Annotated in this window: 17 protein-coding genes; 10 read left to right on the forward strand and 7 right to left on the reverse strand. The window is 63.5% G+C overall.

All coding sequences use genetic code 11. The features are described from left to right. Positions 1-97 precede the first annotated feature (97 nt). From ileS to HMPREF9695_RS16670, 5 genes are all read left to right on the forward strand, one after another. On the forward strand, positions 98-3,094 hold the full coding sequence (gene ileS / locus HMPREF9695_RS16650; protein WP_006022045.1) for an isoleucine--tRNA ligase: 2,997 nt from the start codon (positions 98-100) through the stop codon (positions 3,092-3,094). Continuing rightward, positions 3,091-3,588: a signal peptidase II gene (gene lspA / locus HMPREF9695_RS16655; RefSeq protein WP_006022046.1), complete on the forward strand. Its 498-nt coding sequence runs from the start codon at positions 3,091-3,093 to the stop codon at positions 3,586-3,588. The genes ileS and lspA overlap by 4 nt, the downstream gene beginning before the upstream one ends. A gap of 138 nt (positions 3,589-3,726) precedes the next feature. After that, positions 3,727-4,458 (forward strand): hypothetical protein, encoded by a 732-nt coding sequence (locus HMPREF9695_RS16660; RefSeq protein WP_006022047.1) that lies wholly within the window; start codon positions 3,727-3,729, stop codon positions 4,456-4,458. 161 nt (positions 4,459-4,619) lie between these two features. Then, positions 4,620-6,020 carry a M16 family metallopeptidase gene (locus HMPREF9695_RS16665; protein ID WP_006022048.1) on the forward strand — a complete coding sequence of 467 codons (1,401 nt, stop codon included), beginning with the start codon at positions 4,620-4,622 and terminating at the stop codon, positions 6,018-6,020. Beyond that, a complete protein-coding gene (locus HMPREF9695_RS16670) occupies positions 6,017-7,393 on the forward strand; it encodes a M16 family metallopeptidase (protein WP_006022049.1) in 1,377 nt (458 codons plus the stop codon). The genes HMPREF9695_RS16665 and HMPREF9695_RS16670 overlap by 4 nt, the downstream gene beginning before the upstream one ends. Before the next feature lie 6 nt (positions 7,394-7,399). On the opposite strand, the gene HMPREF9695_RS16675 is transcribed toward HMPREF9695_RS16670, so the two are convergent. Continuing rightward, complete coding sequence (locus tag HMPREF9695_RS16675; RefSeq protein ID WP_006022050.1) at positions 7,400-8,347, reverse strand: alpha/beta fold hydrolase; 948 nt, start codon at positions 8,345-8,347, stop codon at positions 7,400-7,402. A 283-nt stretch (positions 8,348-8,630) separates the two neighbouring features. Here HMPREF9695_RS16675 and HMPREF9695_RS16680 point away from each other — a divergent pair, with 283 nt between their 5' ends. Then, positions 8,631-9,092 carry an Hsp20 family protein gene (locus HMPREF9695_RS16680; protein WP_006022051.1) on the forward strand — a complete coding sequence of 154 codons (462 nt, stop codon included), beginning with the start codon at positions 8,631-8,633 and terminating at the stop codon, positions 9,090-9,092. 101 nt (positions 9,093-9,193) lie between these two features. On the opposite strand, the gene HMPREF9695_RS16685 is transcribed toward HMPREF9695_RS16680, so the two are convergent. Continuing rightward, positions 9,194-10,093, reverse strand: a complete 900-nt coding sequence (locus HMPREF9695_RS16685) for a hypothetical protein (protein WP_006022052.1) — start codon at positions 10,091-10,093, stop codon at positions 9,194-9,196. Between the two features lie 620 nt (positions 10,094-10,713). On the opposite strand from HMPREF9695_RS16685, the gene gltB reads away from it, so the two are divergent. From gltB to HMPREF9695_RS16700, 3 genes are all read left to right on the forward strand, one after another. Further along, positions 10,714-15,432: a glutamate synthase large subunit gene (gene gltB, locus HMPREF9695_RS16690; RefSeq protein ID WP_006022053.1), complete on the forward strand. Its 4,719-nt coding sequence runs from the start codon at positions 10,714-10,716 to the stop codon at positions 15,430-15,432. 149 nt (positions 15,433-15,581) lie between these two features. Next, complete coding sequence (locus HMPREF9695_RS16695) at positions 15,582-17,039, forward strand: glutamate synthase subunit beta (protein WP_006022054.1); 1,458 nt, start codon at positions 15,582-15,584, stop codon at positions 17,037-17,039. An 85-nt stretch (positions 17,040-17,124) separates the two neighbouring features. After that, positions 17,125-17,448 (forward strand): YnfA family protein, encoded by a 324-nt coding sequence (locus HMPREF9695_RS16700; RefSeq protein WP_006022055.1) that lies wholly within the window; start codon positions 17,125-17,127, stop codon positions 17,446-17,448. A 79-nt stretch (positions 17,449-17,527) separates the two neighbouring features. Here the strand turns inward: HMPREF9695_RS16700 and HMPREF9695_RS16705 are convergent, their stop codons facing one another. The 4 genes from HMPREF9695_RS16705 to HMPREF9695_RS16720 all read right to left on the reverse strand — a co-directional run bounded on the left by HMPREF9695_RS16705 (position 17,528) and on the right by HMPREF9695_RS16720 (position 23,526). Further along, entirely contained in the window at positions 17,528-17,914 is a 387-nt protein-coding gene (locus tag HMPREF9695_RS16705) for a DUF1236 domain-containing protein (protein WP_006022056.1), read from the reverse strand. 117 nt (positions 17,915-18,031) lie between these two features. Then, entirely contained in the window at positions 18,032-20,083 is a 2,052-nt protein-coding gene (locus HMPREF9695_RS16710) for a class I SAM-dependent methyltransferase (RefSeq protein ID WP_006022057.1), read from the reverse strand. Positions 20,084-20,169: 86 nt separating this feature from the next. Beyond that, positions 20,170-21,903, reverse strand: coding sequence for an SGNH/GDSL hydrolase family protein (locus HMPREF9695_RS16715; RefSeq protein WP_006022058.1), 1,734 nt, complete (start codon positions 21,901-21,903; stop codon positions 20,170-20,172). 183 nt (positions 21,904-22,086) lie between these two features. Next, positions 22,087-23,526, reverse strand: coding sequence for a lytic murein transglycosylase (locus HMPREF9695_RS16720; protein ID WP_006022059.1), 1,440 nt, complete (start codon positions 23,524-23,526; stop codon positions 22,087-22,089). A 402-nt stretch (positions 23,527-23,928) separates the two neighbouring features. Here HMPREF9695_RS16720 and galU point away from each other — a divergent pair, with 402 nt between their 5' ends. Beyond that, positions 23,929-24,801: a UTP--glucose-1-phosphate uridylyltransferase GalU gene (galU, locus tag HMPREF9695_RS16725; RefSeq protein ID WP_041712580.1), complete on the forward strand. Its 873-nt coding sequence runs from the start codon at positions 23,929-23,931 to the stop codon at positions 24,799-24,801. On the opposite strand, the gene HMPREF9695_RS26435 is transcribed toward galU, so the two are convergent. After that, positions 24,798-25,253, reverse strand: coding sequence for a PIN domain-containing protein (locus tag HMPREF9695_RS26435; protein ID WP_157223974.1), 456 nt, complete (start codon positions 25,251-25,253; stop codon positions 24,798-24,800). The genes galU and HMPREF9695_RS26435 overlap by 4 nt on opposite strands.

A 25,253-nucleotide genomic window follows, 5' to 3' on the forward strand; every position in this document is an offset into this window, starting at 1 on the left:
CTTCCGTCTGAGCACACGCTCGGCGCAAGACCGGGATCGATTTTCATCGCTGCACATTACGTGCGCGCCAGCGCCATTCGAGCCAAGCCAGAGCATCATGTCCGACAAGCCCCAAAAGTCCGTTGCCCCCAAAGCCGACGGCAACGATTACTCCAGCACTCTTTATCTGCCGCAGACCGAGTTTCCGATGCGTGCGGGCCTGCCCCAGCAGGAACCCAAAATTCTGGCGCGCTGGAACGAGATCGACCTGTACGGGAAGCTCCGCGAGGCCGCGAAGGACCGCGCGAAATTCGTGCTGCATGACGGCCCGCCCTACGCCAACGGCAACATCCATATCGGCCACGCGCTCAACAAGATCCTCAAGGACGTGGTGACCAAGAGCCAGCAGATGCTCGGCTTCGATTCCAACTACGTGCCGGGCTGGGACTGCCACGGCCTGCCGATCGAGTGGAAGATCGAGGAAGAGTACCGCGCCAAGGGCAAGAACAAGGACGCGGTGCCGATCGTCGAATTCCGTCAGGAGTGCCGGGCGTTCGCGCAGAAGTGGGTCGACATCCAGCGCGAGGAATTCAAGCGCCTCGGCGTGGTCGGCGACTGGTCGCATCCGTACATGACGATGACCTTTCCGGCCGAAGCGCAGATCGCGCGCGAACTGATGAAGTTCGCCGCCAACGGCACGCTGTATCGCGGCTCCAAGCCGGTGATGTGGAGCGTGGTCGAGAAGACCGCGCTGGCCGAGGCCGAAATCGAATACGAGGATTATACCTCGGACGCGGTGTGGGTGAAGTTTCCGGTCAACGCCGCGCACGGCCGCCTCGCCAAGGCCTCGGTGGTGATCTGGACCACGACGCCGTGGACGCTGCCCGGCAACCGCGCCATCAGTTTCTCGCCGAAGATCTCCTATGGCCTGTACAAGATCACTGACGCGCCCGCTGACAACTGGGCGAAGACCGGCGATCTCCTGATCCTCGCCGACAAATTGGCGGAAGACGTGTTCAAGCAGGCGCGCGTGACGTCGTACGAGAAGGCCGGCGATGTCTCCGCCGATATTCTCGACGCCATCGAGTGCAGTCATCCGTTAAAGGGTCTTGCCGGAGGCTACGAGTTCACCGTGCCGCTGCTGGCCGGCGATCATGTCACCGACGACACCGGCACCGGCTTCGTGCATACCGCGCCGAGCCATGGCCGCGAGGACTTCGACGTCTGGACCGCCAACGCGCGCGAACTCGAAGCGCGCGGCATCAGTTCGGTCATCCCCTACACCGTCGACGCCGACGGCGCGCTGACCGAACATGCGCCGGGCTTCACCGGCAGGCGCGTTCTGACCGAGAAGGGCGAGAAGGGCGACGCCAACGAGGCTGTCATCAAGGCGCTAATCGAACGCGGCATGCTGCTGGCGCGCTCGCGCCTCAAGCATCAGTATCCGCATTCGTGGCGCTCGAAGAAGCCGGTGATCTATCGCAATACCCCGCAATGGTTCATCGCGATGGACAAGGATATTTCCGACCACGGCAAGGCGAAGCCCGGCGACACGCTGCGCGCCCGCGCTCTGCAGGCGATCAGCGTCACGCGCTGGGTGCCCGAGCAGGGCCAGAACCGCATCACCGGCATGATCGCAGGCCGTCCCGACTGGGTGATCTCGCGCCAGCGCGCCTGGGGCGTGCCCATCGCCGTGTTCGTGCGCGAGAAGGGCGACGGCTCCGCCGAGATCCTGCAGGACGAGGCCGTCAACAAGCGCATCGCGGACGCGTTCGAGAAGGAAGGCGCGGATGCGTGGTACGCAGACGGCGCGCGCGAACGCTTCCTCGGCTCGCACGCCAACGAGGAATGGCAGAAGGTCAACGACATCTGCGACGTCTGGTTCGACTCCGGTTCGACCCACGCCTTCGTGCTGGAAGATCCGGTGCACTTCCCCGGCCTCGCCGGGATCAAGCGCAAGGTCGATGGCGGCAACGACACCGTGATGTATCTCGAAGGCAGCGACCAGCATCGCGGCTGGTTTCATTCGTCGCTGCTGGAAAGCTGCGGCACCCGCGGCCGCGCGCCGTATGACGTGGTGCTGACCCACGGTTTCACGCTCGACGAGAACGGCCGCAAGATGTCGAAGTCACTCGGCAACACCACCGAGCCGCAGAAGGTGATCTCGCAGTCCGGCGCCGACATCCTGCGGCTGTGGGTCTGCGCGACCGACTATGCCGACGATCAGCGCATCGGCCCGGAAATCCTCAAGAACACCATCGAAACCTACCGCAAGCTGCGCAACACCATCCGCTGGATGCTCGGCACGCTGCATCACTTCAAGCGCAGCGACACGGTGTCCTACAGCGAGATGCCGGAATTGGAGCGGCTGATGCTGCATCGCCTGTCCGAGGTCGATGCCATCATTCGCCCGGCCTACGCGAACTTCGACTACAAGACGGTGATCGCGACGCTGGCGAACTTCATGAACACCGAACTGTCGGCGTTCTACTTCGATATCCGCAAGGACATGCTGTACTGCGATCCGCCGTCGTCGGTGAAGCGCAAGGCCGCGCTGACCACCGTGGACATCCTGTGCGACGCGATCCTGAAGTGGCTCGCGCCTGCCATCAGCTTCACCGCCGATGAAGCCTGGACCATGTATCGTCCGGACGCCGAACCGTCGGTGCATCTGACCACGTTCCGCGACGACCTCGACCGCTTCCGCGACGACAGCCTTGCAAAGAAGTGGGAAACCATCCGCGAGGTGCGCCGCGTCGTCACCGGCGCACTGGAAGTCGAGCGCGCCGCCAAGCGCATCGGCTCATCGCTGGAAGCCTCGCCATTGGTCTACGTGTCCGACAAGGCGGTGTTCGCAACGCTGTTCGACGTCGATCTCGCGGAAGTCTGCATTACGTCGAACGCCATGGTCACGAACGAAGATGCTCCTGCGGGTGCATTCACGCTGGGCGATGTCCCGGGCGTGGCCGTCGTCGTCGAAAAGGCCGTTGGCACCAAGTGCGCGCGGTCGTGGAAGATACTTCCCACCGTCGGGAGCGATCCCGAATATCCGGATGTCTCGCCTCGCGATGCGGAAGCGCTGAGAGAGTGGAAGGCGCTGGGAGTCGGTGTGTGAACCCTCTCCTCCGCTCCGGTGTGATCGCCGCCGCCATAGCCCTGGTGCTCGATCAGGCCTCGAAGCTGTGGCTGCTGAACGTGTTCGAACTCGGCCCGCGCGGCACGGTCGCCGTGACGCCGTTCTTCGATCTGGTGCTCGCCTGGAATACCGGCATCAGCTACGGCTGGTTCCAGGATTCGGGTCCGGGGGGTCAGGCCATCCTGCTGGCGATCAAGGCCACGGCGGTGATCGTGCTGGCGGTCTGGATGGCGAAATCCGGCACCCGTCTCGCCGTCGTCGGCCTCGGGCTCATCATCGGCGGGGCCATCGGCAACGCCATCGACCGGCTGGCCTATGGCGCGGTGGTCGATTTCGCGCTGTTTCACGTCCAGATCGGCGGAAAAACCTACAACTGGTACGTGTTTAACCTTGCGGACGTGGCCATCGTTGCCGGAGTTGCCGCCCTCCTGTATGACTCCTTTATAACCCCCGGCGCCGCAAAAAGGCCCTGATAACCGGGGATACGCGTGAGTTATCGGCCAGTTGGCTCGCCACCTGGCCCTCGGCAATCTGGCCTGCGGCGACATGCCCAAGAGGACATGGCCGCGCCGTTTGATAACGGATTTGGACAACGGATCAGGATGAACGCAATGACGGGCGGCATCGGTTCAGGTTTGCATCTCTCATCGCGCCGCGCGACGCGCGCGCTGCGGTTCGCCGCCATCCTGCTTGGCGTCGGTCTGGTGCTGGGCGCCGGCCCGGTTCGCGCGCAGGACGCTGACGAAGAAGATGACGGCAAGACCTTCGAACAAAAGCTGATGGACAACCTGATGAGCGGCCTCGGCGGCAGGAAGCTCGAGGACGGATCCATCGAGTACCGCGAGCGCTCGCCGCTGGTGGTTCCTTCCAAGGTCGATGCTCTGCCTCCGCCCCAGAGCGGAAAGCGGAAGCTGGCCCCGAACTGGCCGAAGGATCCCGATGAAGCCGAGCGCAAGGCCGCTCGCGAAGCCGCCAAGCAAAAGGCGATCAGCCCGGAAGAAGCGCGCCTGCCGCTGATGCCGAGCGAACTCAACAAGCGTGCTCCGCGCAGCAGCAAGTCGGCGGACAACAATGCGCCCGGCGGCAACAATGCGAATGCGCCGCTGATGATGATGCCCTCGGATCTCGGCTACAGCGGCGGCCTGTTCTCCAATGTGTTCGGCAGCAGCTCGAAGACGGAAACCGAGAAGTTCACCACTGAGCCCGAGCGCAGCGAACTCACCCAGCCGCCGACCGGTTACCAGACCCCGTCGCCCAACTTCGCCTATGGCGTCGGCCAGTTGAAGGCTCCGAAGGAAACCTGCGACGCAGCTACCGGCAAATGCGAAAAGCGCTGGGACTGAGCTTGGGCTGAACTTCCTGGCCGCGCCGTCATGGTCGCGGCCAGGTGATCGCGATCCGCCCACCGTTGATTTTTCAGAGGTGTGATCGTTTCAGATCCCGCAGCGTCGCCTCTCGCGGATTTGAATGTTTTCCGGGCGATAAATCTGCGATCCGGTAGAACATGATGATGATTTCCCGCCACCATATCGTCCGGGCTCTCGCTGCGCTCGGCCTTCTGCTCGCGCCGGCCGCCATTCACACCGCGGCGGCGCAGACCGCGCCGCAACGGCCGTCGACCTTCACACTCTCGAACGGCCTCAGCGTCATCGTCATTCCGGATCGCCGCACGCCGGTGGTCACGCAGATGATCTGGTACAAGGTCGGCTCCGCCGACGAGACGCCCGGCAAATCGGGCCTCGCGCATTTCCTCGAGCATCTGATGTTCAAGGGCACCAGCGCGCATCCGGCCGGTGAATTCTCCCAGTTGGTGGCGCGTATCGGCGGCAACGAAAACGCCTTCACCTCTTACGACTACACCGCCTATTACCAGCGCGTCTCGCGCGACAAGCTCGCGGCCATGATGGAATTTGAGGCCGACCGCATGACCGGCCTCGTTCTCAAGGACGAGAACGTGCTGCCCGAACGCGACGTGGTGCTCGAAGAGTACAACATGCGCGTCGGCAACAGTCCCGATGCACGGCTGACCGAACAGATCATGGCGGCGCTGTATCTCAACCATCCCTATGGCCGCCCGGTGATCGGCTGGCATCAGGAGATCGAAAAGCTGAACCGCGAGGACGCGCTCGCGTTCTACAAACGCTTCTACGCGCCCAACAACGCCACCCTCGTCATCGCAGGCGACGTCAGCGCCGACGAGGTCCGCCCCATGATCGAGGCGGCCTATGGCAAGATTCCACCGCAGCCGGCGATCCCGCCGCAGCGGATCAGGCCGCAGGAGCCGGAGCCCGCCGGGCCGCGCACCGTGACACTGGCCGATCCGCGTGTCGAACAGCCAAGTCTGCGCCGTTACTATCTCGTCCCGTCGTCCGTCACCGCAACCCCGGCACAGGGCGCTGCGCTGGAAGTGCTGGCGCAGTTGATGGGCACCGGCAGCAACTCGCTGCTCTATCGCGCGCTGGTGGTCGACAAGCCGCTCGCGGTCAGCGCAGGCTCTTGGTACCAGGGCACGGGCGTCGATCCGACCCAGTTCGGCATTTCCGCCTCGCCAAAACCCGGTGTGGAATTTCCGCAGGTCGAGCAGGCCATCGATGAGGTCATTGCGAAACTGGCGGCCGATCCCGTGCCGGCCGAAGAACTCGAGCGCATCAAGACCCAGATGATCGCTCAGGCGATCTACGCGCAGGACAGCCAGACCACCCTGGCGCGCTGGTACGGCGCCGCCGTCACGGTCGGCCTCAGTGTCGATGACATCAGGGCCTGGCCCGACCGCATTCGCGCCGTCACGGCCGAACAGGTTCGCGACGCTGCGCGGACATGGCTCGAGAAAAAGCGGTCCGTGACCGGCTATCTCATCAAGGATACGAGCGCGACGACCGCCAAGCGCGAGGAGAAACGTTCGTGATCATCACTCGCCGTCACCTGCCCCGTCTCGCCGCAGCCTTTCTCGTCGCCACGTCATCGTTCGCCGCTCTCATGACGCCGGCATCCGCCGCCGCGAAGGTTCAGCGCGTGGTGTCTCCCGGCGGCATCGAGGCCTGGTTCGTCCAGGACGCGACCGTGCCGCTGGTCGCGATGGAATACGCCTTCGCCGGCGGCTCGACGCAGGACCCCGCCGACAAACCCGGCATCGGCGCTTTCACCGCCAACATGCTCGACGAAGGCGCCGCCGATCTCGATTCGAAGACATTTCACGAGCGCCTCGAACGGCGCGCCATCGAGATGAGTTTTTCGGTGACCCGCGACTATCTGCGCGGCTCGATGCGGATGCTCAAGGAAAACAGCGACGAGGCTTTCGGCCTGCTGAAGCTGGCGCTGACAGCCGCGCGCTTCGACAGCGAGCCGCTGGAACGTGTCCGCGCGCAGATGCTGTCCAGTGCACGGCGCGAAACCACCAATCCGGTGTCGATTGCGGGCCGCAAGTTCTGGGAACAGGCCTACGGCAACCATCCCTATGCGCGGCAGCCGAACGGCACGCTCGAAAGTCTCCCCACGATCCAGTCCGCCGACCTGAAGGATTACGCCCAGCGCGTGATCGCGAGAGATACCCTCAAGATCGCCGTGGTCGGTGACATCACGCCGGAGGCGCTCGGCAAGCTGCTCGACGACACGTTCGGCTCCCTGCCCGCCAAGGGCAACCTGACTCCGGTGCCGGAGGTGCAGGCCGCCAAGCCGCCGCTGCATACATCGGCTATCGTGGACGTGCCGCAGACCTCGGTGAATTTCGGCGGACCCGGCATCGCGCGCAACGATCCCGATTTCATGGCCGCCTACATCGTCAACCACATTCTCGGCGGCGGCACGCTGTCGACGCGGCTTTACAAGGAAGTCCGCGAGAAGCGCGGGCTGGTCTATTCGGTGTCGGAATCCCTGATCTGGATGAAGAAGTCGTCGCTGTTTGCAGGCTCCACCGCGACCCGCGCCGACAAGGCGAAGGAGACGCTGGACACCATCACCGCCGAAATCGCGCGCATGGGCAACGACGGCCCGACCCAGACCGAACTGGACGAAGCCAAGTCCTTCCTCAAGGGCTCGCAGATGCTGGCGCTCGACACCTCGTCGAAGTTCGCCACTGCGCTGCTGCAGTATCAGCTCGACGACCTCGGCATCGACTATATCGAGAAGCGCAATGCGCTCGTCGATGCGGTCACGCTGGGGGACACCAGGCGTGTCGCCAAGCGTATCTGGGGTCAGGGACTCTTGAGTGTCAGTGTCGGCCGTGCAGCACAGGCCGCGGCTCCGCCGCAGGCAACAGGCGTTGCGCCGAAGGCGAACTAGAACTGCCTACTTGAACAGCGGCGTGCCCGGCACAAAGGCATCGAACGCGGCCCAGAACTGCTGCCGGTAGCGATCCTGCTCCTGAAGGATTTCATGCTTGGAGCCGGCGATCACCAGATGCGATCCGGCGCGCAGGTGGTAGGCGAATTCCTCGATCGCGGCGGTCGAGACGATGGTGTCGCTGCTCGCGGCCATCATCAGGATCGGCAGCCTGATCTGCGAGGGATAGCTCGCCTCGCGGAATTCGACGATCGCCCGGAACGCGCTGTCGGCCCACGCCACCGTCGGCGACGCGATGCCGAGCGTCGGGTCTTCCTCGAAGATCGCGGCGTTGCGCGCATAGCGTACCGGGTCCGAGGTCAGCGGATTGTTGACGAAACTGTTGGTGCCGGTGAGTTCGCCGTTGCCGCCGGGTACGTAGCGGCCGCCCATGCCGAGCCAGCGGAGCGTGCGCACAAACATCCGCGTCGGTAATTTTGTCGCATAGCCCGGCAGGTCGATCATCGGCGCGGACAGCACGATGCGGTCGAACCAGCGCTTGCCGGCATGCGCCACCCGCAGCAGCACGGCGCCGCCCATCGAATGGGCAAGCGCATAGTAGGGCGGCGGACAGTCCGGCAGCATCACCTGCTTTACGAAGGTTTCGACATCGACCTCGAAATCGGAAAACCTGTGGACGTAGCCCTTGCGGGGATCGCGCAACTGCCGCGACGAATGTCCCTGCCCGCGCCAGTCGATCATCGCCACCGCGAAGCCGCGCTCGCGCAGTTCGCGCACGGTCTCAAAGTATTTCTCGATGCTCTCGGCCCGCCCGGTGAAGACGCAGACGGTGCCCTTGCGGCCAGCCGGCGGCTGCCAGCGGGCAAAGCGCAACTCCGCGCCATCGGGCGTCTTGATTGTGCCGCTGACGACATTGTCGGGAACGGGATTGGCGGGGATGGAAACAAGCGTCATGCGGGGCCGATCAGGCGAAAGGAATCATGAAATTCGGAAAAAGATATTGCGGGCAAAAAGAGGGGGCGGGAACCCTCTTGAACCCCGCAAGGCCCCTCCCATATCAGTTTCGTGCAGGCCAGTTAAGGCTGCACGCAGAACGAAAACCCGGCCCAATGGCGGGTTGTCTGCTCTTTGAAAAAGAGTGGCGCGTTGTGCAAGCGAGACGGTCTTGAGGACATTGCAAGCGCAATGGTCCGTCCCGCCTGAAAAACGCGCTGGTCGCTCACTTTGGAGGACTAACATGCGTACGTTTGACCTGACCCCCTTCTACCGTTCCACCGTCGGCTTTGACCGCCTCTTCTCGCTGCTCGATCAGTCCGCCAGCGAAAGCTCGCCGGGCTATCCGCCCTACAACATCGAGCGCACCGGAGAGAACAATTTCCGGATTTCGGTCGCCGTCTCAGGCTTTTCGCAGAATGAAATCTCGATCGTCGCCAAGGAAAACACCCTGACGATCAAGGGCGAGAAAGCCGCCAACGAGAACAGCCAGTCCAGCGAAGTGCTTTATCGCGGCATCGCGTCGCGCGCCTTCGAGCGCCAGTTCCAGCTTGCCGACTTCGTGCAGGTGAAGAACGCCACGCTCGAGAACGGCCTGCTCCACGTCGATCTCGTCCGCGAGATTCCCGAAGCGAAGAAGCCTCGCCAGATTCCGATCACCACGTCGGCCCCCGCGCCGCAGGTGACCGAGCAGGCCGCGGCCTAACCGTCCGGCTTTATCGAACCTCCCAAACTACAAACGCCCCGGTGCCCCGGGGCGTTTCTTTGCCGCGTCATGGTGAGACGCGACGTTACCGATGCGGAAGGTCACTCCAGCGACTGAACGTCGGGCATCGCCTGCGTCGGCCATAGTTTCAGCGTCGATGGAGCCGGCGTGGAAGCCTGCGGCGCGGCCGCTGCAGCCGCCCCGACCGTCGCTGCTGCCGCAGATTTGTTCTCTGCTGTGGCCGGCTTCGGGGCCGGTGAAGGCTCCGCGGAGGGAGCCGTTGCCTGCTGCGCCGGAGCTGCCGTTTGTGGCGTGGTCGCCGTTCCGGCTGGCGCCGGGGTCCGGCTCGCGGCCTTCGATCCGGGGCGCTGCGCACCCCTCGGGACGGCGTTCGGCGGGCGGGGCACGTTTCGCAGGTCGAGCAGGGCTCCGCGCCGGTTTTCATAGCCCGCATAGGTCGCAGGCGGCGGACCGGGCGGACCATAAACCGCCATCATCCGCTCATCGACGGCCTGAGCCGGAATAAACCGCATGATCTGGCCGGTGCGGGCATCGATAATCAGGCGGCCGTCGTCGCCGTTCCGGTCGATCGCCGCGATGGTATAGATCCAGCCGCGCTGGGTGACCCGGCCAAGCGGCGAGTAACCACTCGAACGCAGGACGGTCACGACCTGCTCAGGTGGCAGCATCGGGCGACCTCCCAATGTCGAGCGCTGATAGCGGGTCGAGGGGATCGCGGCATAAGGGGGTGGTGCATAGGGCCGCTGGGCGTAAGGCCGCTCCTCATAGGAAGGCCGCTCGCTGGGCGGTCTTTCGTAAGCGGGCGGCGGCAGCGGACGGTCTTCGTCCTCCAGAATTCGCGGCATGGAAATATGGATGTCACCCACGATCGGAAAATCGTCGGCGGCGAACGCCGGAGGCACGAAAACCAGTCCGGCTCCCAAGATCGCGCTGGCTGCGGCAGCCCGTCCGATCATCTGTAGTGTTGAAAACGACGTCATCGCCATTGGCCTCCCATTCTGGGTCCCAATCCGTCCCCGGATTCCCAAAAATCCTGGGTCAAACGTGATTTCCGATTTCGGCGGAGCTAGGACCGGATGGCGGCGGCAATGCCTTAATCCAGCTGCGTTTCGCGGGTGGCTGCATGGCCTGCGCAGCGCATCCCAGTGTCCCGAATCCGCGGCTCGCCGCCTTCCGCCGCGCTGCCGTAGCGGGCTGGGGATTCGAAGGACACTGGACGATATTGATTCCAGTGTGGTTTCAGTTCGCAGGTCCACGAACGGAGCGCGCATCAGGGTTTCCGTGGAATTGCGAACCACTACACTGGGAGGACTCTCACGCGCTTGTATGATAGGAAAAAGTTTGGCAATCTCGGCATTAGGACAGGACTACTGTCCCAATTTCCGCGTAATCTCGGCACGGCGTTTGCAGCGCCGGTAATATCAGCAGGCCGCATGGCAGCCGGAAACGGCACGCGCGAACTGCACTTTCTAAAGCGAGGCTCGTGACAGCGCGAGCGGTGGCCCCGAGGACTTCCCGAAGGGTTCCGCGAACGCCGAAGCTGCGGCCAAAATGGGTAAAAATAGACTGCCTCTAAATCCAAAGAGGCGTGAGGATGAGAATGAGCGGGTCAGAGTTCGAGCGGAATCAGATCGAGGTGGATGCGCCGATGGCGGACCCGGCCTTGAAACCGCGCGAGCATAACTGGCGTCCGGAAGCCGCGGGTCTTTACGATCCAGCGCTCGAAAAGGATTCCTGCGGCGTCGGCTTCATTGCCAACATCAAGGGCAAGAAGTCGCATCAGATCGTGTCCGACGCGATCAGCATCCTTTGCAATCTCGAACATCGCGGCGCTGTCGGCGCCGACCCGCGCGCCGGTGACGGCGCGGGCATCCTTGTCCAGATTCCGCACGCCTTCTTCGCACGCAAGGCAAAGGAAGCCGGCTTCACCTTGCCCGGTCCCGGCCAATACGCCGTCGGCCAGATGTTCATGCCGCGCGAGAAGTCCTGGCGCGAAGTCATCAAGGGTATCATCAAGGACAAGATCAAGTCGGAAGGCCTGAAGCTGTTCGGCTGGCGCGAAGTGCCGACCGACAACTCCTCGCTCGGCGTGACCGTGAAGCCCACCGAACCGACCTGCATGCAGGTTTTCATCGGCTGCGGCGACTGCGCCGACGAAGAGGATTTCGAGCGCCGTCTCTACATTCTGCGCAAGGCGATCTCGAACGCGATCTATCAGCGCCGCGAACGCGCGCTGGCCGGTTACTATCCGGTGTCGATCTCGTGCCGCACCGTCGTCTACAAGGGCATGTTCCTCGCCGACCAGCTCGGCAAGTACTATCCCGATCTGCACGAGCCGGATTTCGAATCCGCGCTGGCGCTGGTGCATCAGCGTTTCTCGACCAACACCTTCCCGGCATGGTCGCTGGCGCATCCCTACCGCATGGTCGCGCACAACGGCGAAATCAACACGCTGCGTGGCAACGTCAACTGGATGGCCGCACGTCAGGCCTCGGTCTCCTCCGAGAAGTTCGGCGAGGACATCGAGAAGCTGTGGCCGATCTCCTACGAAGGCCAGTCGGACACCGCCTGCTTCGACAACGCGCTCGAATTCCTCGTGCAGGGCGGCTACTCGCTGTCGCACGCGATGATGATGCTGGTGCCTGAAGCATGGGCCGGCAATCCGCTGATGAGCGAAGAGCGCCGCTCGTTCTACGAATATCACGCCGCGCTGATGGAGCCGTGGGACGGCCCCGCCGCGATCGCCTTCACCGACGGCCGCCAGATCGGCGCGACCCTCGACCGCAACGGCCTGCGTCCGGCGCGCTATCTCGTCACCAAGGACGACCGCATCGTGATGGCGTCCGAAATGGGCGTGCTGAAGATTCCCGAGGACCAGATCATCACCAAGTGGCGCTTGCAGCCCGGCAAGATGCTGCTGGTCGACCTCGAGCAGGGCCGTCTTATCCCCGACGATGAGATCAAGGCGGAGCTTGCCAAGAGCCATCCGTATCGCGAGTGGCTGGACCGCACCCAGATCGTGCTCGAGGAAATGGCGGACGCGCCGGCCAAGGCCGCGCGCTCCAACCTGTCGCTGCTCGATCGCCAGCAGGCGTTCGGTTACTCGCAGGAAGACCTCTCCGTGCTGATGACGCCGATGGCGTCGACCGGTGAAGAAGCCGCGGGCTCGATGGGCACCGACACGCCGCTCTCGGCGCTGTCGAGCAAGCCGAAATCGCTGTTCACCTACTTCAAGCAGAACTTCGCACAGGTTACCAACCCGCCGATCGATCCGATCCGCGAAGAGCTGGTGATGAGCCTCGTCTCCATCATCGGCCCGCGTCCGAACCTGTTCGACATCGAAGGCCTGTCCAAGACCAAGCGCCTCGAAGTGCGCCAGCCGATTTTGACCGACGCGGATCTGGAAAAGATCCGTTCGATCTCCGACGTCGCCGACAATCACTTCAAGTCGCGCGCGCTCGACACCACGTTCCACGCCGGCCTCGGGGCCGCGGGCATGGAGCAGGTGCTGGAAGAGCTGTGCGGCCGTGCTGAAGCCGCGGTGCGCGAAGGCGTCAACATCATCATCCTGTCGGACCGCGCTGCGGGCTCGGATCGCATTCCGATCCCGTCGCTGCTGGCGACTGCCGCCGTGCATCATCACCTGATCCGCACCGGCCTGCGCACTTCGGTCGGTCTCGTGGTCGAATCCGGCGAGCCGCGCGAAGTGCATCACTTCGCGTGCCTTGCAGGTTACGGCGCCGAAGCGATCAATCCGTATCTGGCATTCGAATCCATCATCGCGATGAAGGATCAGTTGCCGGCCAAACTCGACGACAAGGAAATCGTCAAGCGCTACATCAAGTCGATCGGCAAGGGCCTGCTCAAGGTCATGTCGAAGATGGGCATCTCGACCTATCAGTCCTATTGCGGCGCGCAGATTTTCGACGCCGTCGGCCTGAAGGCGGATTTCGTTGCGAAGTATTTCGCCGGCACCCACACCCGTATCGAAGGCGTCGGCCTTGCCGAGATCGCCGAGGAAACCGCACGCCGTCATACCGAGGCATTCGGCGACGCGCAGATCTACAAGACCGCACTCGATGTCGGCGGCGAATATGCCTACCGCTCGCGCGGCGAGGACCATGCCTGGAACGCCGAGACGGTGTCGCTGCTTCAGCATGCGGTTCGCGGCAACTCGCAGGAGCGTTATCGCGCCTATGCAAAGGTGCTGAACGAGCAGTCCGAGAAGCTGCTGACGCTGCGCGGCCTGTTCAAGCTCAAGACCGCCGAGGACGACAAGCGCAAGCCTGTGCCGCTCGACGAAGTCGAGCCCGCCAGTGAGATCGTCAAGCGCTTCGCCACCGGCGCGATGTCGTTCGGCTCGATCTCGCGCGAAGCCCACACCACACTGGCGATCGCGATGAACCGCATCGGCGGCAAGTCCAACACCGGCGAAGGCGGCGAAGAGGCGGATCGCTTCAAGCCGATGGCGAACGGCGACAGCATGCGCTCCGCCATCAAGCAGGTCGCATCGGGACGTTTCGGCGTGACGACGGAATATCTCGTCAACTCCGACATGATGCAGATCAAGATGGCGCAGGGCGCGAAGCCCGGCGAAGGCGGACAGTTGCCCGGCCACAAGGTCGACGCGACCATCGCCCGCGTGCGCCATTCGACCCCGGGCGTCGGCCTGATCTCGCCGCCGCCGCATCACGACATCTACTCGATCGAAGATCTGGCCCAGCTCATCTACGATCTGAAGAACGTCAATCCTGACGGCGCGGTCTCGGTCAAGCTGGTCTCCGAAATCGGCGTCGGCACGGTTGCCGCCGGCGTTGCCAAGGCGCGCGCGGATCATGTCACCATCTCCGGCTTCGAGGGCGGCACGGGCGCATCTCCGCTGACCTCGATCAAGCATGCCGGCTCGCCCTGGGAACTCGGCATCGCCGAAACCCATCAGACTCTTGTGCGCGAACGCCTGCGCAGCCGCATCGTGGTGCAGGTCGACGGCGGCTTCCGCACCGGACGCGACGTTGTGATCGGCGCGCTGCTCGGCGCGGATGAAATGGGCTTCGCCACCGCGCCGCTGATCGCGGCGGGCTGCATCATGATGCGCAAGTGCCATCTCAACACCTGCCCGGTCGGCGTCGCGACACAGGACCCGGTGCTGCGCAAGCGCTTCACCGGCCAGCCCGAGCACGTCATCAACTACTTCTTCTTCGTCGCCGAGGAAGTGCGCGAGATCATGGCGTCCATGGGCTTCCGCACCTTCCAGGAGATGGTCGGCCAGAGCCAGATGCTCGACCAGGCAACCCTGGTGGCGCACTGGAAGGCCAAGGGCCTCGACTTCTCGAAGCTGTTCTTCAAGCAGCCTGCCCTGCCCGACCAGAAGATCTATCACTCCGAGGCGCAGGACCATCATCTGGAGAACGTGCTCGACCGCACCCTGATCAGGGAAGCGCAGGCGGCGATCGACCGCGGCGCTCCGGTGAAGATCGAGGCTGAAATCCACAACACCGACCGCAGCGCAGGCGCGATGCTGTCCGGCGTTGTCGCCAAGACCTATGGCCATACCGGCCTGCCGCTCGACACCATCCATGTCAGCCTCAAGGGTACGGCAGGACAGGCGTTCGGCGCGTGGCTGGCGCGCGGCATCACCTTCGATCTCGAAGGCGAAGGCAACGACTATGTCGGCAAGGGTCTGTCGGGCGGACGCATCATCGTCCGGCCGCCCAAGAACTCCGGCATCGTGCCGGAAGAGTCGATCATCGTCGGCAACACCGTGATGTACGGCGCCATCGAGGGCGAGTGCTACTTCCAGGGCGTCGCCGGCGAACGCTTCGCCGTGCGCAACTCCGGCGCGGTCGCCGTGGTCGAAGGCGCGGGCGATCACTGCTGCGAATACATGACCGGCGGCATCGTCGTGGTGCTCGGCAAGACCGGGCGCAACTTCGCAGCCGGCATGTCCGGCGGCGTGGCTTACGTGATCGACGAGGACGGCACGTTCGAGAAACGCTGCAACATGGCGATGGTCGATCTCGAGCCGGTGCTGTCCGAGGAGATGATCAACCAGAACGCCTTCCATTCGTCCGGCGATCTCGAGGCGCATGGCCGCGTCGACGTGTTCTCCAATCTGCTCGGCGAGGACGTCGAACGGCTGCATGTCCTGATCACGCGGCACGCCAAGCTCACCGGCTCGGCGCGGGCGCAGCACATCCTCGCGAACTGGAAGAAGTATCTTCCGATGTTCCGCAAGGTGATGCCGGTCGAATACCGCCGCGCGTTGAAAGAAATGAAATCGCGCGAGCCGGAAGAGCCGAAAATCGCGATCGGGGCGTAATGTTTGGTGTCCCGTCACCCTGATGTGCGAGCCGCATCGCGGCGAGCCTAAGGGCGGCGGGATGAACAGTCATCCTTCGAGGCGCGCAAGAGCGCGCACCTCAGGATGACGTGAAGTGAGAACTTAGATTCAGGGGCGTCAGAGTCACCATGGGTAAGCCTACAGGTTTTCTTGAGATCGAGCGTCACGACCGCAAGTACGAGCCAGTCGCGGAGCGGGTGAAGGATTTCAGGGAATTCGTCATTCCGCTGAGCGAGAAAGACACGCGCGATCAGGCCGCGCGCTGCATGAATTGCGGCATCCCCTATTGCCATGGCACCGGCTCGGTTCAGCCCGGCACGCCCGGCTGCCCGGTCAATAACCAGATCCCGGACTTCAACGATCTCGTCTACAACGGCAACTGGGAAGAAGCCTCGCGCAACCTGCACTCGACCAACAACTTCCCCGAATTCACCGGGCGCATCTGCCCGGCGCCGTGCGAAGCCTCGTGCACGCTGAACATCGACGACAACCCGGTCACCATCAAGACCATCGAATGCGCCATCGTTGACCGCGCGTGGGACAGCGGCTGGGTCAAGCCGGAAATTTCAGCGACCAAGACCGGCAAGAAGATCGCCGTGGTCGGCTCCGGCCCTGCAGGCCTCGCCGCCGCGCAGCAGCTGGCGCGCGTGGGTCATGAAGTCCACGTGTTCGAGAAGTTCGCCAAGGCCGGCGGACTGCTTCGTTACGGCATTCCCGACTTCAAGATGGAAAAGGGCATCATCGACCGCCGTGTGGCGCAGATGGAAGCCGAGGGCGTGACCTTCCACTACAACACGCCGGTCGGCGGCAATTATGCCGGCGCTGTCGAGCCGCAGGACCTGCTGAAGGTCTATGACGCGGTGGCACTGACCGGCGGCGCGGAAGCCTCGCGCGATCTGCCGATTCCCGGCCGCGACCTCGACGGCATTCACTTCGCGATGGATTTCCTGCCGCAGCAGAACCGACGGGTCAGCAACGAGCCGCTCGGCGATGTCCGCGAAATTCTCGCAGGCGGCAAGGACGTGGTGGTGATCGGCGGCGGCGATACCGGCTCCGATTGCATCGGCACGTCGATCCGCCAGGGCGCGACCTCCGTCACCCAGCTTGAAATCATGCCGGCCCCGCCGGAGCGTGAGAACAAGGGCCTGACCTGGCCGAACTGGCCATTGAAGATGCGCACCTCGTCCAGCCAGGCAGAAGGCGCGGTCCGCGAATACGCCGTGCTGACGCAGAAGTTCTCCGGCCACGATGGCAAGGTCGCGAAACTGCATTGCGTTCGCGTCGACGACAAGTTCCAGCCGGTGCCGGGCACCGAGTTTGAAATCAAGGCCGAACTGGTGCTGCTGGCGATGGGCTTCGTCCATCCGGTGCACGAGGGCCTCCTGAAGAAGCTCGGCGTCGAACTGGACCCGCGCGGCAACGTGCGTGCCTCGACCAATAACTACCAGACCTCGGTCGCGAAGGTGTTCTCCTCGGGCGACATGCGCCGTGGTCAGTCCCTTGTGGTCTGGGCGATCCGCGAAGGCCGCCAGTGCGCCGCCGCGATCGATCAGTTCCTGATGGGATCGACCACGCTGCCGCGCTGAATTGGGATGCGCCGTCACCCCGAGGTGCGAGCCGCATCGCGGCGAGCCTCAGGATGACGAACATCCTGTTTCTGGATCACGTCTCATGACCGCCATCATCTACGTTGCAGCAGCCCTCGCCGAAATCGGGGGCTGTTTTGCATTCTGGGCTTGGCTGCGGCTGGACAAATCCATCTGGTGGCTGGTCCCCGGCGTCATATCGCTGGTGCTGTTCGCTTACTTTCTCACCCTCGTGCCGACCGATGCGGCCGGACGCGCGTATGCAGCGTATGGCGGCGTCTATATCGCCGCATCGCTCCTGTGGTTGTGGGCTGCGGAAGGCGTGCGGCCCGACCGATGGGATATCGCGGGCGCAGCGCTCTGCCTGACCGGCGCTGCCGTCATCCTGTTTGGACCGCGTTCGGTTTAACCACCCAAAACAAAAAAGCCCCGTCCGATGACGGGGCTCTTTCGCTTCGCATCATCCGGCGCTGCTGTTCAGCGCGCCGTTACTCGATGACGCGAATGACACGCCGGGTGCGCGGCTCGACGATCACACGCCGATCATTCACCACCGCATAGTTATACTCGGTGTGGCTCGGCACCGGACGCAGTTCGACATAATCCGGCAGCGGCTCACCAACCACCACACGCTCCTTCACCACGACCGACGGTCCCGGCAACCCTGTGACCGATGAAATCACAGCCGCCGGAATATCGACCGCGGTTCCGACCGCCGCGCCGACAGTTCCGCCAACGGCGCCGCCGACCGGGCCGCCAATGGCTTGACCCGTCGCCGCGCCCTCGCGCGCGCCCTGCTCCGTCGCGGTCTGCGCGAGCGCCATGCCCGGCGTGAGTGCGATTGCCGCGACAGCCATTGCCATACGAATCTTCATGTCATCCTCCTCTTCACGTTGAGAGGCTGACCAACGACCCACGGCTCGGGGTGTTCCGAAAAATGATCCGGGGAACCGGTGAAAACGTAAGCAGGAACCCGGCGTGTATTGAGAGGCTCAGTTTTTCTGAATCCAGAACTGATACATCGTCGCGAAGGTCGAAGGGTTCTCGGCTTCGAATGCCGCCCAGTTGGCGAGATCGGTTGCCGTCCTGTCGTCCGGAAAGCGCCGGAGATAACTGGTCCGCGCCGGCGTCTCGAAGCCGAGAAATGTAAAGCCGATCTCGCGCAGAAAATCCGCGATCTGCGGAATGGAAAACTGGTGCTCCTGCACATGGAACAGCAGGTCGCGGCACTCGCTCATGCTGAAGAAATCGCTGAAGCCTGTAATGTTGTGGAGCGGATCACCCGGCGCGCGGCCGGCGAATTCCGCCCGCAGGCGGCGGACTTCACCGACCGAATAGTCCCTGCCCTGCTGCGCCAGATACGCGCGCGCGGCATTGATGTCGGCGCGCGCCGTCGCACTATAGAGACCGATATGCATCAGCCCGCCAGGACGCACCAGACCGGCAAGCCTGCGCCAGCCCGCCAGTGGATCTTTCAGATGATGCAGCACGCCGCTCGAATCGACGACGTCGAACGTCTTCTCGTTTCCCAGCGCCAGAATATCCGCCTGCGCATAACGCAGATTGGCCAGTCCCAATTCTTTGGTCTTCCGGATCGCGTAGCTAAGGCTACTGAGACTGAGATCGATGGCGAGGATGTCGGCGGATTTGAATTGCAGCGCGCGCTGGATCGCATGTTGCCCGGTGCCGCAACCCGCGACCAGGACATCGAGCGCACGATGTCCGAGCGGCTTGTACGGCACACCGGGAAACCGCATCCCGATATAATGATCGACCGGCAATGGCTGGACTTCCGCGGAGATGCTGCTCCATCGCGGATAGGGATTTTCCTCGTACTGCGCGCGAACCTTTTCCGAGACATCGTCCTCGATCGCGGTCAGCCGCTCGATCCCGGAACGGACCGCCTGTTCGTCGCGCGGATCGATAATCTGCTGGGCAATCAGCGGGGTCACTGAAGCGGGCCAGGATCGCTCGGCAAGCCGTTCGGCGCCGGGAATCGAATGCAGCGGCAGATAGCTTGCAAGAACCGCGAGCCTGATCGGCGCAACCGCTTCATTGCGCGTGATCGCCCCGGTAACCTCATCGCGAAGCCGGCCGAGCTGAACCGTCTCGTCTTCGGTGACGTCGAAGACGTACTCGTTGATTAAGCCCTGTTGGCCGAGCGCCGACGCCAGCGGCAGCCACGCCTCAAAGGCCTCGAACGCGCCTGACGCAATCTCGCTCAGCAATGCGCCGCGGACGGCTGCCAGAACCCGCTCGATTTCAACTATCGTAACAGGCGAGGTGCCGAGCAACGCTTCCAGCAGGCCGTCGCCATGCAACAGTGTGAGATCGTCACGCGTAAATAGCTCGGCCAACCGGGCGGAGCCCTCATGCGATAGCCGCTCGACACAGTGCGCCATCGCCGGACTGCGAAGCAGGATCACTCCCGCCGCAGCCGACAGATCGCGCGGGCGGCACCATGGCTCGCGCAAGGCGCGCACCAGAAGCTGGATGATGTTCGGATCAAGTTTGACCACCGCAGGATCGAGCGAGCGAAGCGCCATCACGAATGTCGACCTGAGCCCTGCGGTGTCGTCCGTCCGCAACCCGTCGGCGGCGATTGTCAAAGCTTCGCTGGAACGTCCGTGAAGCAGCAGCAACGCGGCGAGGTTGTTGTGCGCACCGGGGAAATCCGGACTGATCTCCAGCACCTTGCGATTGTGCACGATCGCTTCATCGTCGCGTCCGCAATCGGACAGGACGCGCGCCAGATTGTAATGCGGCTCGGCGCTACGCTTGTCCGATGCGATCGCTTTTCGCAACAGATCGATGCCGGTGTCGCTGTGACCCAATTGATGCGCAAGCAGACCGAGATAGCCGAGCGCACCGGTGTGACGAGGGTTGGAAGCAAGCACATCGCGATAGTCCGCCTCGGCCTCGCGCAGCCGTCCGGACTGATGATGCGCCATGGCCTGGTGGAACAGGGTTTCTTCGAGCAGGCTGGATGAGCGCGTGACGCCCTTGCCGGATTTTCCTTCAGCCCGGCGTTGTTTTCTGTTCACGATCTCGACCTGACGGAGTGTTCTGGAGCAGCCGCGCGGACCCTACTGCATCGACCGGATGCGATCCAGATGCGGTGATGTTGGGATTACCAGCGTCCGAACAGGCCGCCGAAGCCGAAGCCCTGTGAGCCGATATTGCCCGGAGGCCGAAGGAAACCATCACGGAATCCGTCACGCGGCGGCCCCGAACGTTGACGCTGCTGCGGCGGTGCTGAGGGATTGAACAGTCCCTGGACGACGACCTGCTTCTTGGGCTTCGGCTTCGACGGTGCCGCGGTCCCGTCGGACGGCGCGCTGGCCACCACCGGATCGCTCGGCGGCGCGCTGAGCGCACCGACTTCGCGGCGCGGCCACGAGAAATCGTCCGCACGTCCGGCAGGTGCGGCAAGCGGCTCGCCCTTCACTAGCGTGCGCGCGGCAAGCGCATCGACCGACGCCGGCCGCGTGCCGACGCCGCCAAGCAGTTCGTCGGTGCCGACCTGCGAGGCCACCAGCGGCATCACCGGTCCCATCAATGGACGCGGGCCCGCTTCACCGGGACGAATATTGGAATCCGGCGCGAAGGTTTCGCTCGGCACGGCCAGCGGACCATCGGTGTGGGCGGCAAGCACACGGCGGATTTCGCGTTCGGTATAATGCGCCAGTTTGCGCGCACCGGCCTTGGTGAAGAAAACGCCGTCGGCCGAACGCAGGCGGCGGATCTGGCCCTCGAAGTCCGGGCCCTGTTGCGCGAAGCGCCCGGCATCATCGACGAAGCCGTCCCAGACATCGACATAGGTGATGCCGGCCTTGCCTGCGCCGTCGCGATAGAGCGCATCGAGGAACAGCATGTCCGATGTGGCCTTGGGGCCGCGAACGGCGGGCAGACCGACCCACAGCACCGGCACGCCCTTGGACTTCAGGACCGCGATCATCTCCTCGATCTTCTTGGCGTAGAGTTCGACCCAGCGCTCTTCGCGGAAGTCGTACATGCCGCCAGCCGAGCGTGACTTCTCCGGCGCCATGACCTGGGGCGCGTCATCGTCGTCGGGAGCGACCTCCGTATCAGACGGCTTGTTGTCCGCGGTCTTGTTCTCGGTGTCGGCAGCGGGTTTATCGCTGGCGGGCTTGTCGGCCGGCTTCGCCGCCTCGGCCTCGTTTGGCTTGGCTTCGTTCGGCTTGGCTTCGTTAGGCTTGGCTTCGTTAGGCTTGGCGCGGGAATCCTTCTTCGCGTTCTTCTTGTCCTTGTCGCCCGGCTTCTCGCCCGGCTTGGCGTCGGTCTTCTTCTCGACGACCGGCTCACGAATGGGGATGCGATCGTGCAGGCCGAGCATCACCACGATGACGTCGGGTTTCTCGGTGGCGAGAATTCCCTTCGCCGCCGCGGCCCAGTCCACCGGGTCGCCCTTCGGCTGATACTTGATCAGACCCGAGACGGTCTTGTGCTTGCGGATCACGCCGAGGTCCGGCGTTTCCGACAGCGCATCTTCAAGGCCGTAGGCAAGCCAGTCCGCCATGGCGTCGCCGAGCACCAGCACGTTACGCTCTGCGGGAGCATCGCGCTTGGCGGCCGCGGGCGCACGTGACGAATCCGCCGGGCGCGGCGCCTGTGGCGCGGGGCCGAAACTGTCACCGAAAGGCGAGAAGAAACCGCCGCCGCCGCGCTGCGGAGGGGGAGCTGGCCGCTGCGGGCGGCCGAAGCCGAAATCGAAAAACTGCGCCGAGGCCGGCGCAACAATGCCGAACAGCATGGCGCCCGCGACCGCGAGAACGGTCAGCGGTCCGCGCTCGGTGAACACGCGCAGGAAAGACGTCGGTTTCGGCCTGTTCGGTGTCGACATGGATCTTGGTCGCTCGCGCAGTCGCCGCGGTTGCATATCCGGGCAAATAATACGCCCCAAAACTCCGGCAATGGGTCCATAAACCGGGGTCAGGCCGCATCCGTCAAGTGGGCCCGGAAAATGTCAACTTGAAGGTTACCGCCCGGCACTCGGGGGCCGGGAAACCTGTCCAAAACCAGCAGGTTACCGCCCGCGCAGCCGCTCCAGCACGCCGGACGAGGCGAACCCGTCGGCAGGCGCCCCGATCGAGGCCTGGAAGCTGCGCAGCGCCTTTTTGGTTTCGCCGCCGAGATTGCCGTCAGGCTCGCCGCGATAGAAACCGCGCTGGGCGAGCAACTGCTGCAACTCAAACCGCTCGTCGCGGGACAGCACCCGCTCCTGCCGCGGCCATTCCTGCACGAACGGGGTGCCGCCGCGCAGCCGGTCGGCGAAGTGGCCGATGGCCAGCGCGTAAGCCTCCGACGGATTGTAGCGCATGATGGAGCGGAAATTGCCGAGCATCAGGAATCCCGGACCATCCGCACCGGCCGGCGCGAGCAGAAACGCCTTGTCGGTGGTGCGCGGGAACGGCTTGCCGCCGGCGCGCTTCACGCCGAGATGCTCCCACTGCGCGATGGAATAATTCTTCGCGCGGTCGGCATGCAGATAGTTGAAGCCCTGCGGCACCTCGACCTCATAGCCCCAGGTCTGGCCCGGCACCCAGCCGTCCTTTTTGAACTTCGCCGCCGTCGAGGCGATGATGTCCGGAATATCGTCCACGGTGTTGCGCTTGCCGTCGCCGTCGAAATCCACCGCGAACTTCTTGAACGCGGTCGGCATGAACTGGGTCGCGCCGAACGCGCCGGCCCACGAGCCGCGCATCTGCTGCGGCGTCAGATCGCCGTGATGCAAAATCTCAAGCGCCGCGAGAAACTCGTCCTTGAAATAACCCTGACGGCGGCCGACGCAGGCCAGCGTCGCGGTCGAGTTCAGCACGCTGCGGTCGCCGCCCTGCGTGCCGTAGTTGGACTCGATGCCCCAGATCGCCGCGATGATGTAGCGGTCGACGCCGTAGGCTTTCTCGACCGCCGCGAAGGTCGCCGCGTTCTTCGCCAGAACTTCGCGCCCCTTCGCAATCCGCGCATCGGTAACGAGAATGTCGAGATAATCCCACACCGACTTGGTGAACTCGGGCTGCGAGTCCATCAGGTCCATGATGCGCAGGTCCGGCGACAGGTCCGCCGTGAAGCGCTCGAAGCTTGCCTGCGAGACGCCGCGGCGCGCGGCATCGGGCCACATCCCGGCGATGCAGCGGTCGAAGTTCGCAGCCGAACGGCGGATCGCGTCCGCGGTCATCAGCGGGTGACCCGACGCGCCGTCTTCGCCGCTCCACTCCTTCGGGGCTGAGGCCTGCGCCATGCGGCGCGGCGCGGGCTGCGTCTGACGCGGCGCCTGCGATGGTTGCTGCTGCTGGATCGAGCCGGTGACATCGCTGCTCCACGGGAAGGTGAACCCGCCGCGCCCCGACGCGCTCTGCCCATGGGCCGGACCCGCCAGCATTGACGCCGCGCCGATCACCGACATGGTCAGGACTGCGCCTGCGGCCATCCGCCACGCGCTCTCTTCAGGCTCGATCCGTGCCATCGTATTCCACACCCGCTCAAGACTATCCCGGATACAGGAGGCCCGGACAGGGTTTCCACCCGATTAACAACGCAGCATTTTTTGGCGGCGAGATGACGCGGGCATCTAACCAGCGGGCAAATTCGCCCCTCACCCCAACCCTCTCCCCGCTCGCGGGGAGCTTCGTGCGTCCTTACCTCTCCCCGTTTTACGGGGAGAGGTCGCGAGCGAGAGCGAGCGGGTGAGGGGCGCCTGCGAATGCCCGCCACAAAAAATCCCCAACTCACTCACGCAGCGTTCATCCGTTCACCTTTAGGGAACTCCTTAGCCATCCAGCAGTTTTTCAAGCCTTCAAAACCTGCTACCACCCTTCAAGTCCTTCCCAGCCCCGCCTCCAACGCTTCTCCTGCCTCGAAGAGCCTCATGAAAATCCGCAAAGCCGTGTTTCCCGTCGCCGGTCTTGGCACCCGCTTCCTCCCGGCCACCAAGGCCATGCCCAAGGAAATGCTGACCGTGGTGGACCGCCCGCTGATCCAGCATGTGGTGGACGAGGCGCTGGAAGCGGGCATCGAACACCTCGTGTTCGTCACAGGCCGCAACAAGGGCGTGATCGAGGATCACTTCGACCGGCCCTATGAGCTTGAGGACACGCTGCGCGAGCGCAACAAGCTGAAGGAAATGGACATCCTCGAGCGCGACCAGCCGGAAGCCGGCGCGACCTCGTTCACCCGCCAGCAGGCGCCGCTTGGCCTCGGCCATGCGGTGTGGTGCGCGCGCGACATCATCGGCAACGAGCCGTTCGCCGTGCTGCTGCCGGACGTGCTGGTCAAAAACAAACCCAGCGGCCTGAAGCAGATGATCGACGCGGCCAACGCCGCGGGCGCGGACAAGGCCAACATCATCGCGGTGGAAGAAGTGCCGATGGACCAGGTCCACATGTACGGCGTGGTCGGCGTCGGCAAGAGCAAGGGCGACCTGTTCGAACTCGACGGCATGGTCGAGAAACCGAAGAAAGAGGTCGCGCCGTCGAACCTCTCGATCACCGGGCGCTACATCCTGCAGCCGGAAATCTTCAAGGTGCTGGAGACGCAGGAGCGCGGCGCGGGCGGCGAAATCCAGCTCACCGACGCGATGCTGGGCCTCGCCAAATCACAGCCGTTCTACGGGTTCAAGTTCAAGGGCAAGAGCTACGACTGCGGCTCGAAGTCGGGATTCCTTGCCGCGAACATCGCCTATGCGATGGACCGCGAGGATCTGCGGGATGGATTGCGGGAAGAAATGAAGAAATGGCTTTAACGAATGATCTTAGCGCGATGAACTCGATATTGAGCGCCGTCTCGAATAACCGAAAAAGAACAATGTTTACTCAAAGAGGTTTTTTTAATTTTTGAGCGACACTTGCTTAGGCGCTTATCGTCGGTAACTAAATATTGCGACGGACCTGCGCTACAAATAGCAAATAAGTGATGGTCATCGCACTCTTTGCATTTTGCTGATTTCTCTCGCGCAAACTCTCCGATCACTTTTTGAAACTTTTTCTCATCCACACTTCGCGCCTTACCTACCTGCTCTAGCCGAAGCAAAAGGTTCTTAGCCTTTGTCGATCTTTGGATTTCTTTTCGAAATTTCCCATGCCCGATTAAAATTATGATATTTTTCTTTTGAATATCTTGCCATAAATTTTCATACCACCCAATTTTATCAGCAAGCTTTCCTAACGGAACTACGTCCAAACAAAGCGAAGACAT

The organism is Afipia broomeae ATCC 49717, from assembly GCF_000314675.2.
GTDB lineage: Bacteria > Pseudomonadota > Alphaproteobacteria > Rhizobiales > Xanthobacteraceae > Afipia > Afipia broomeae.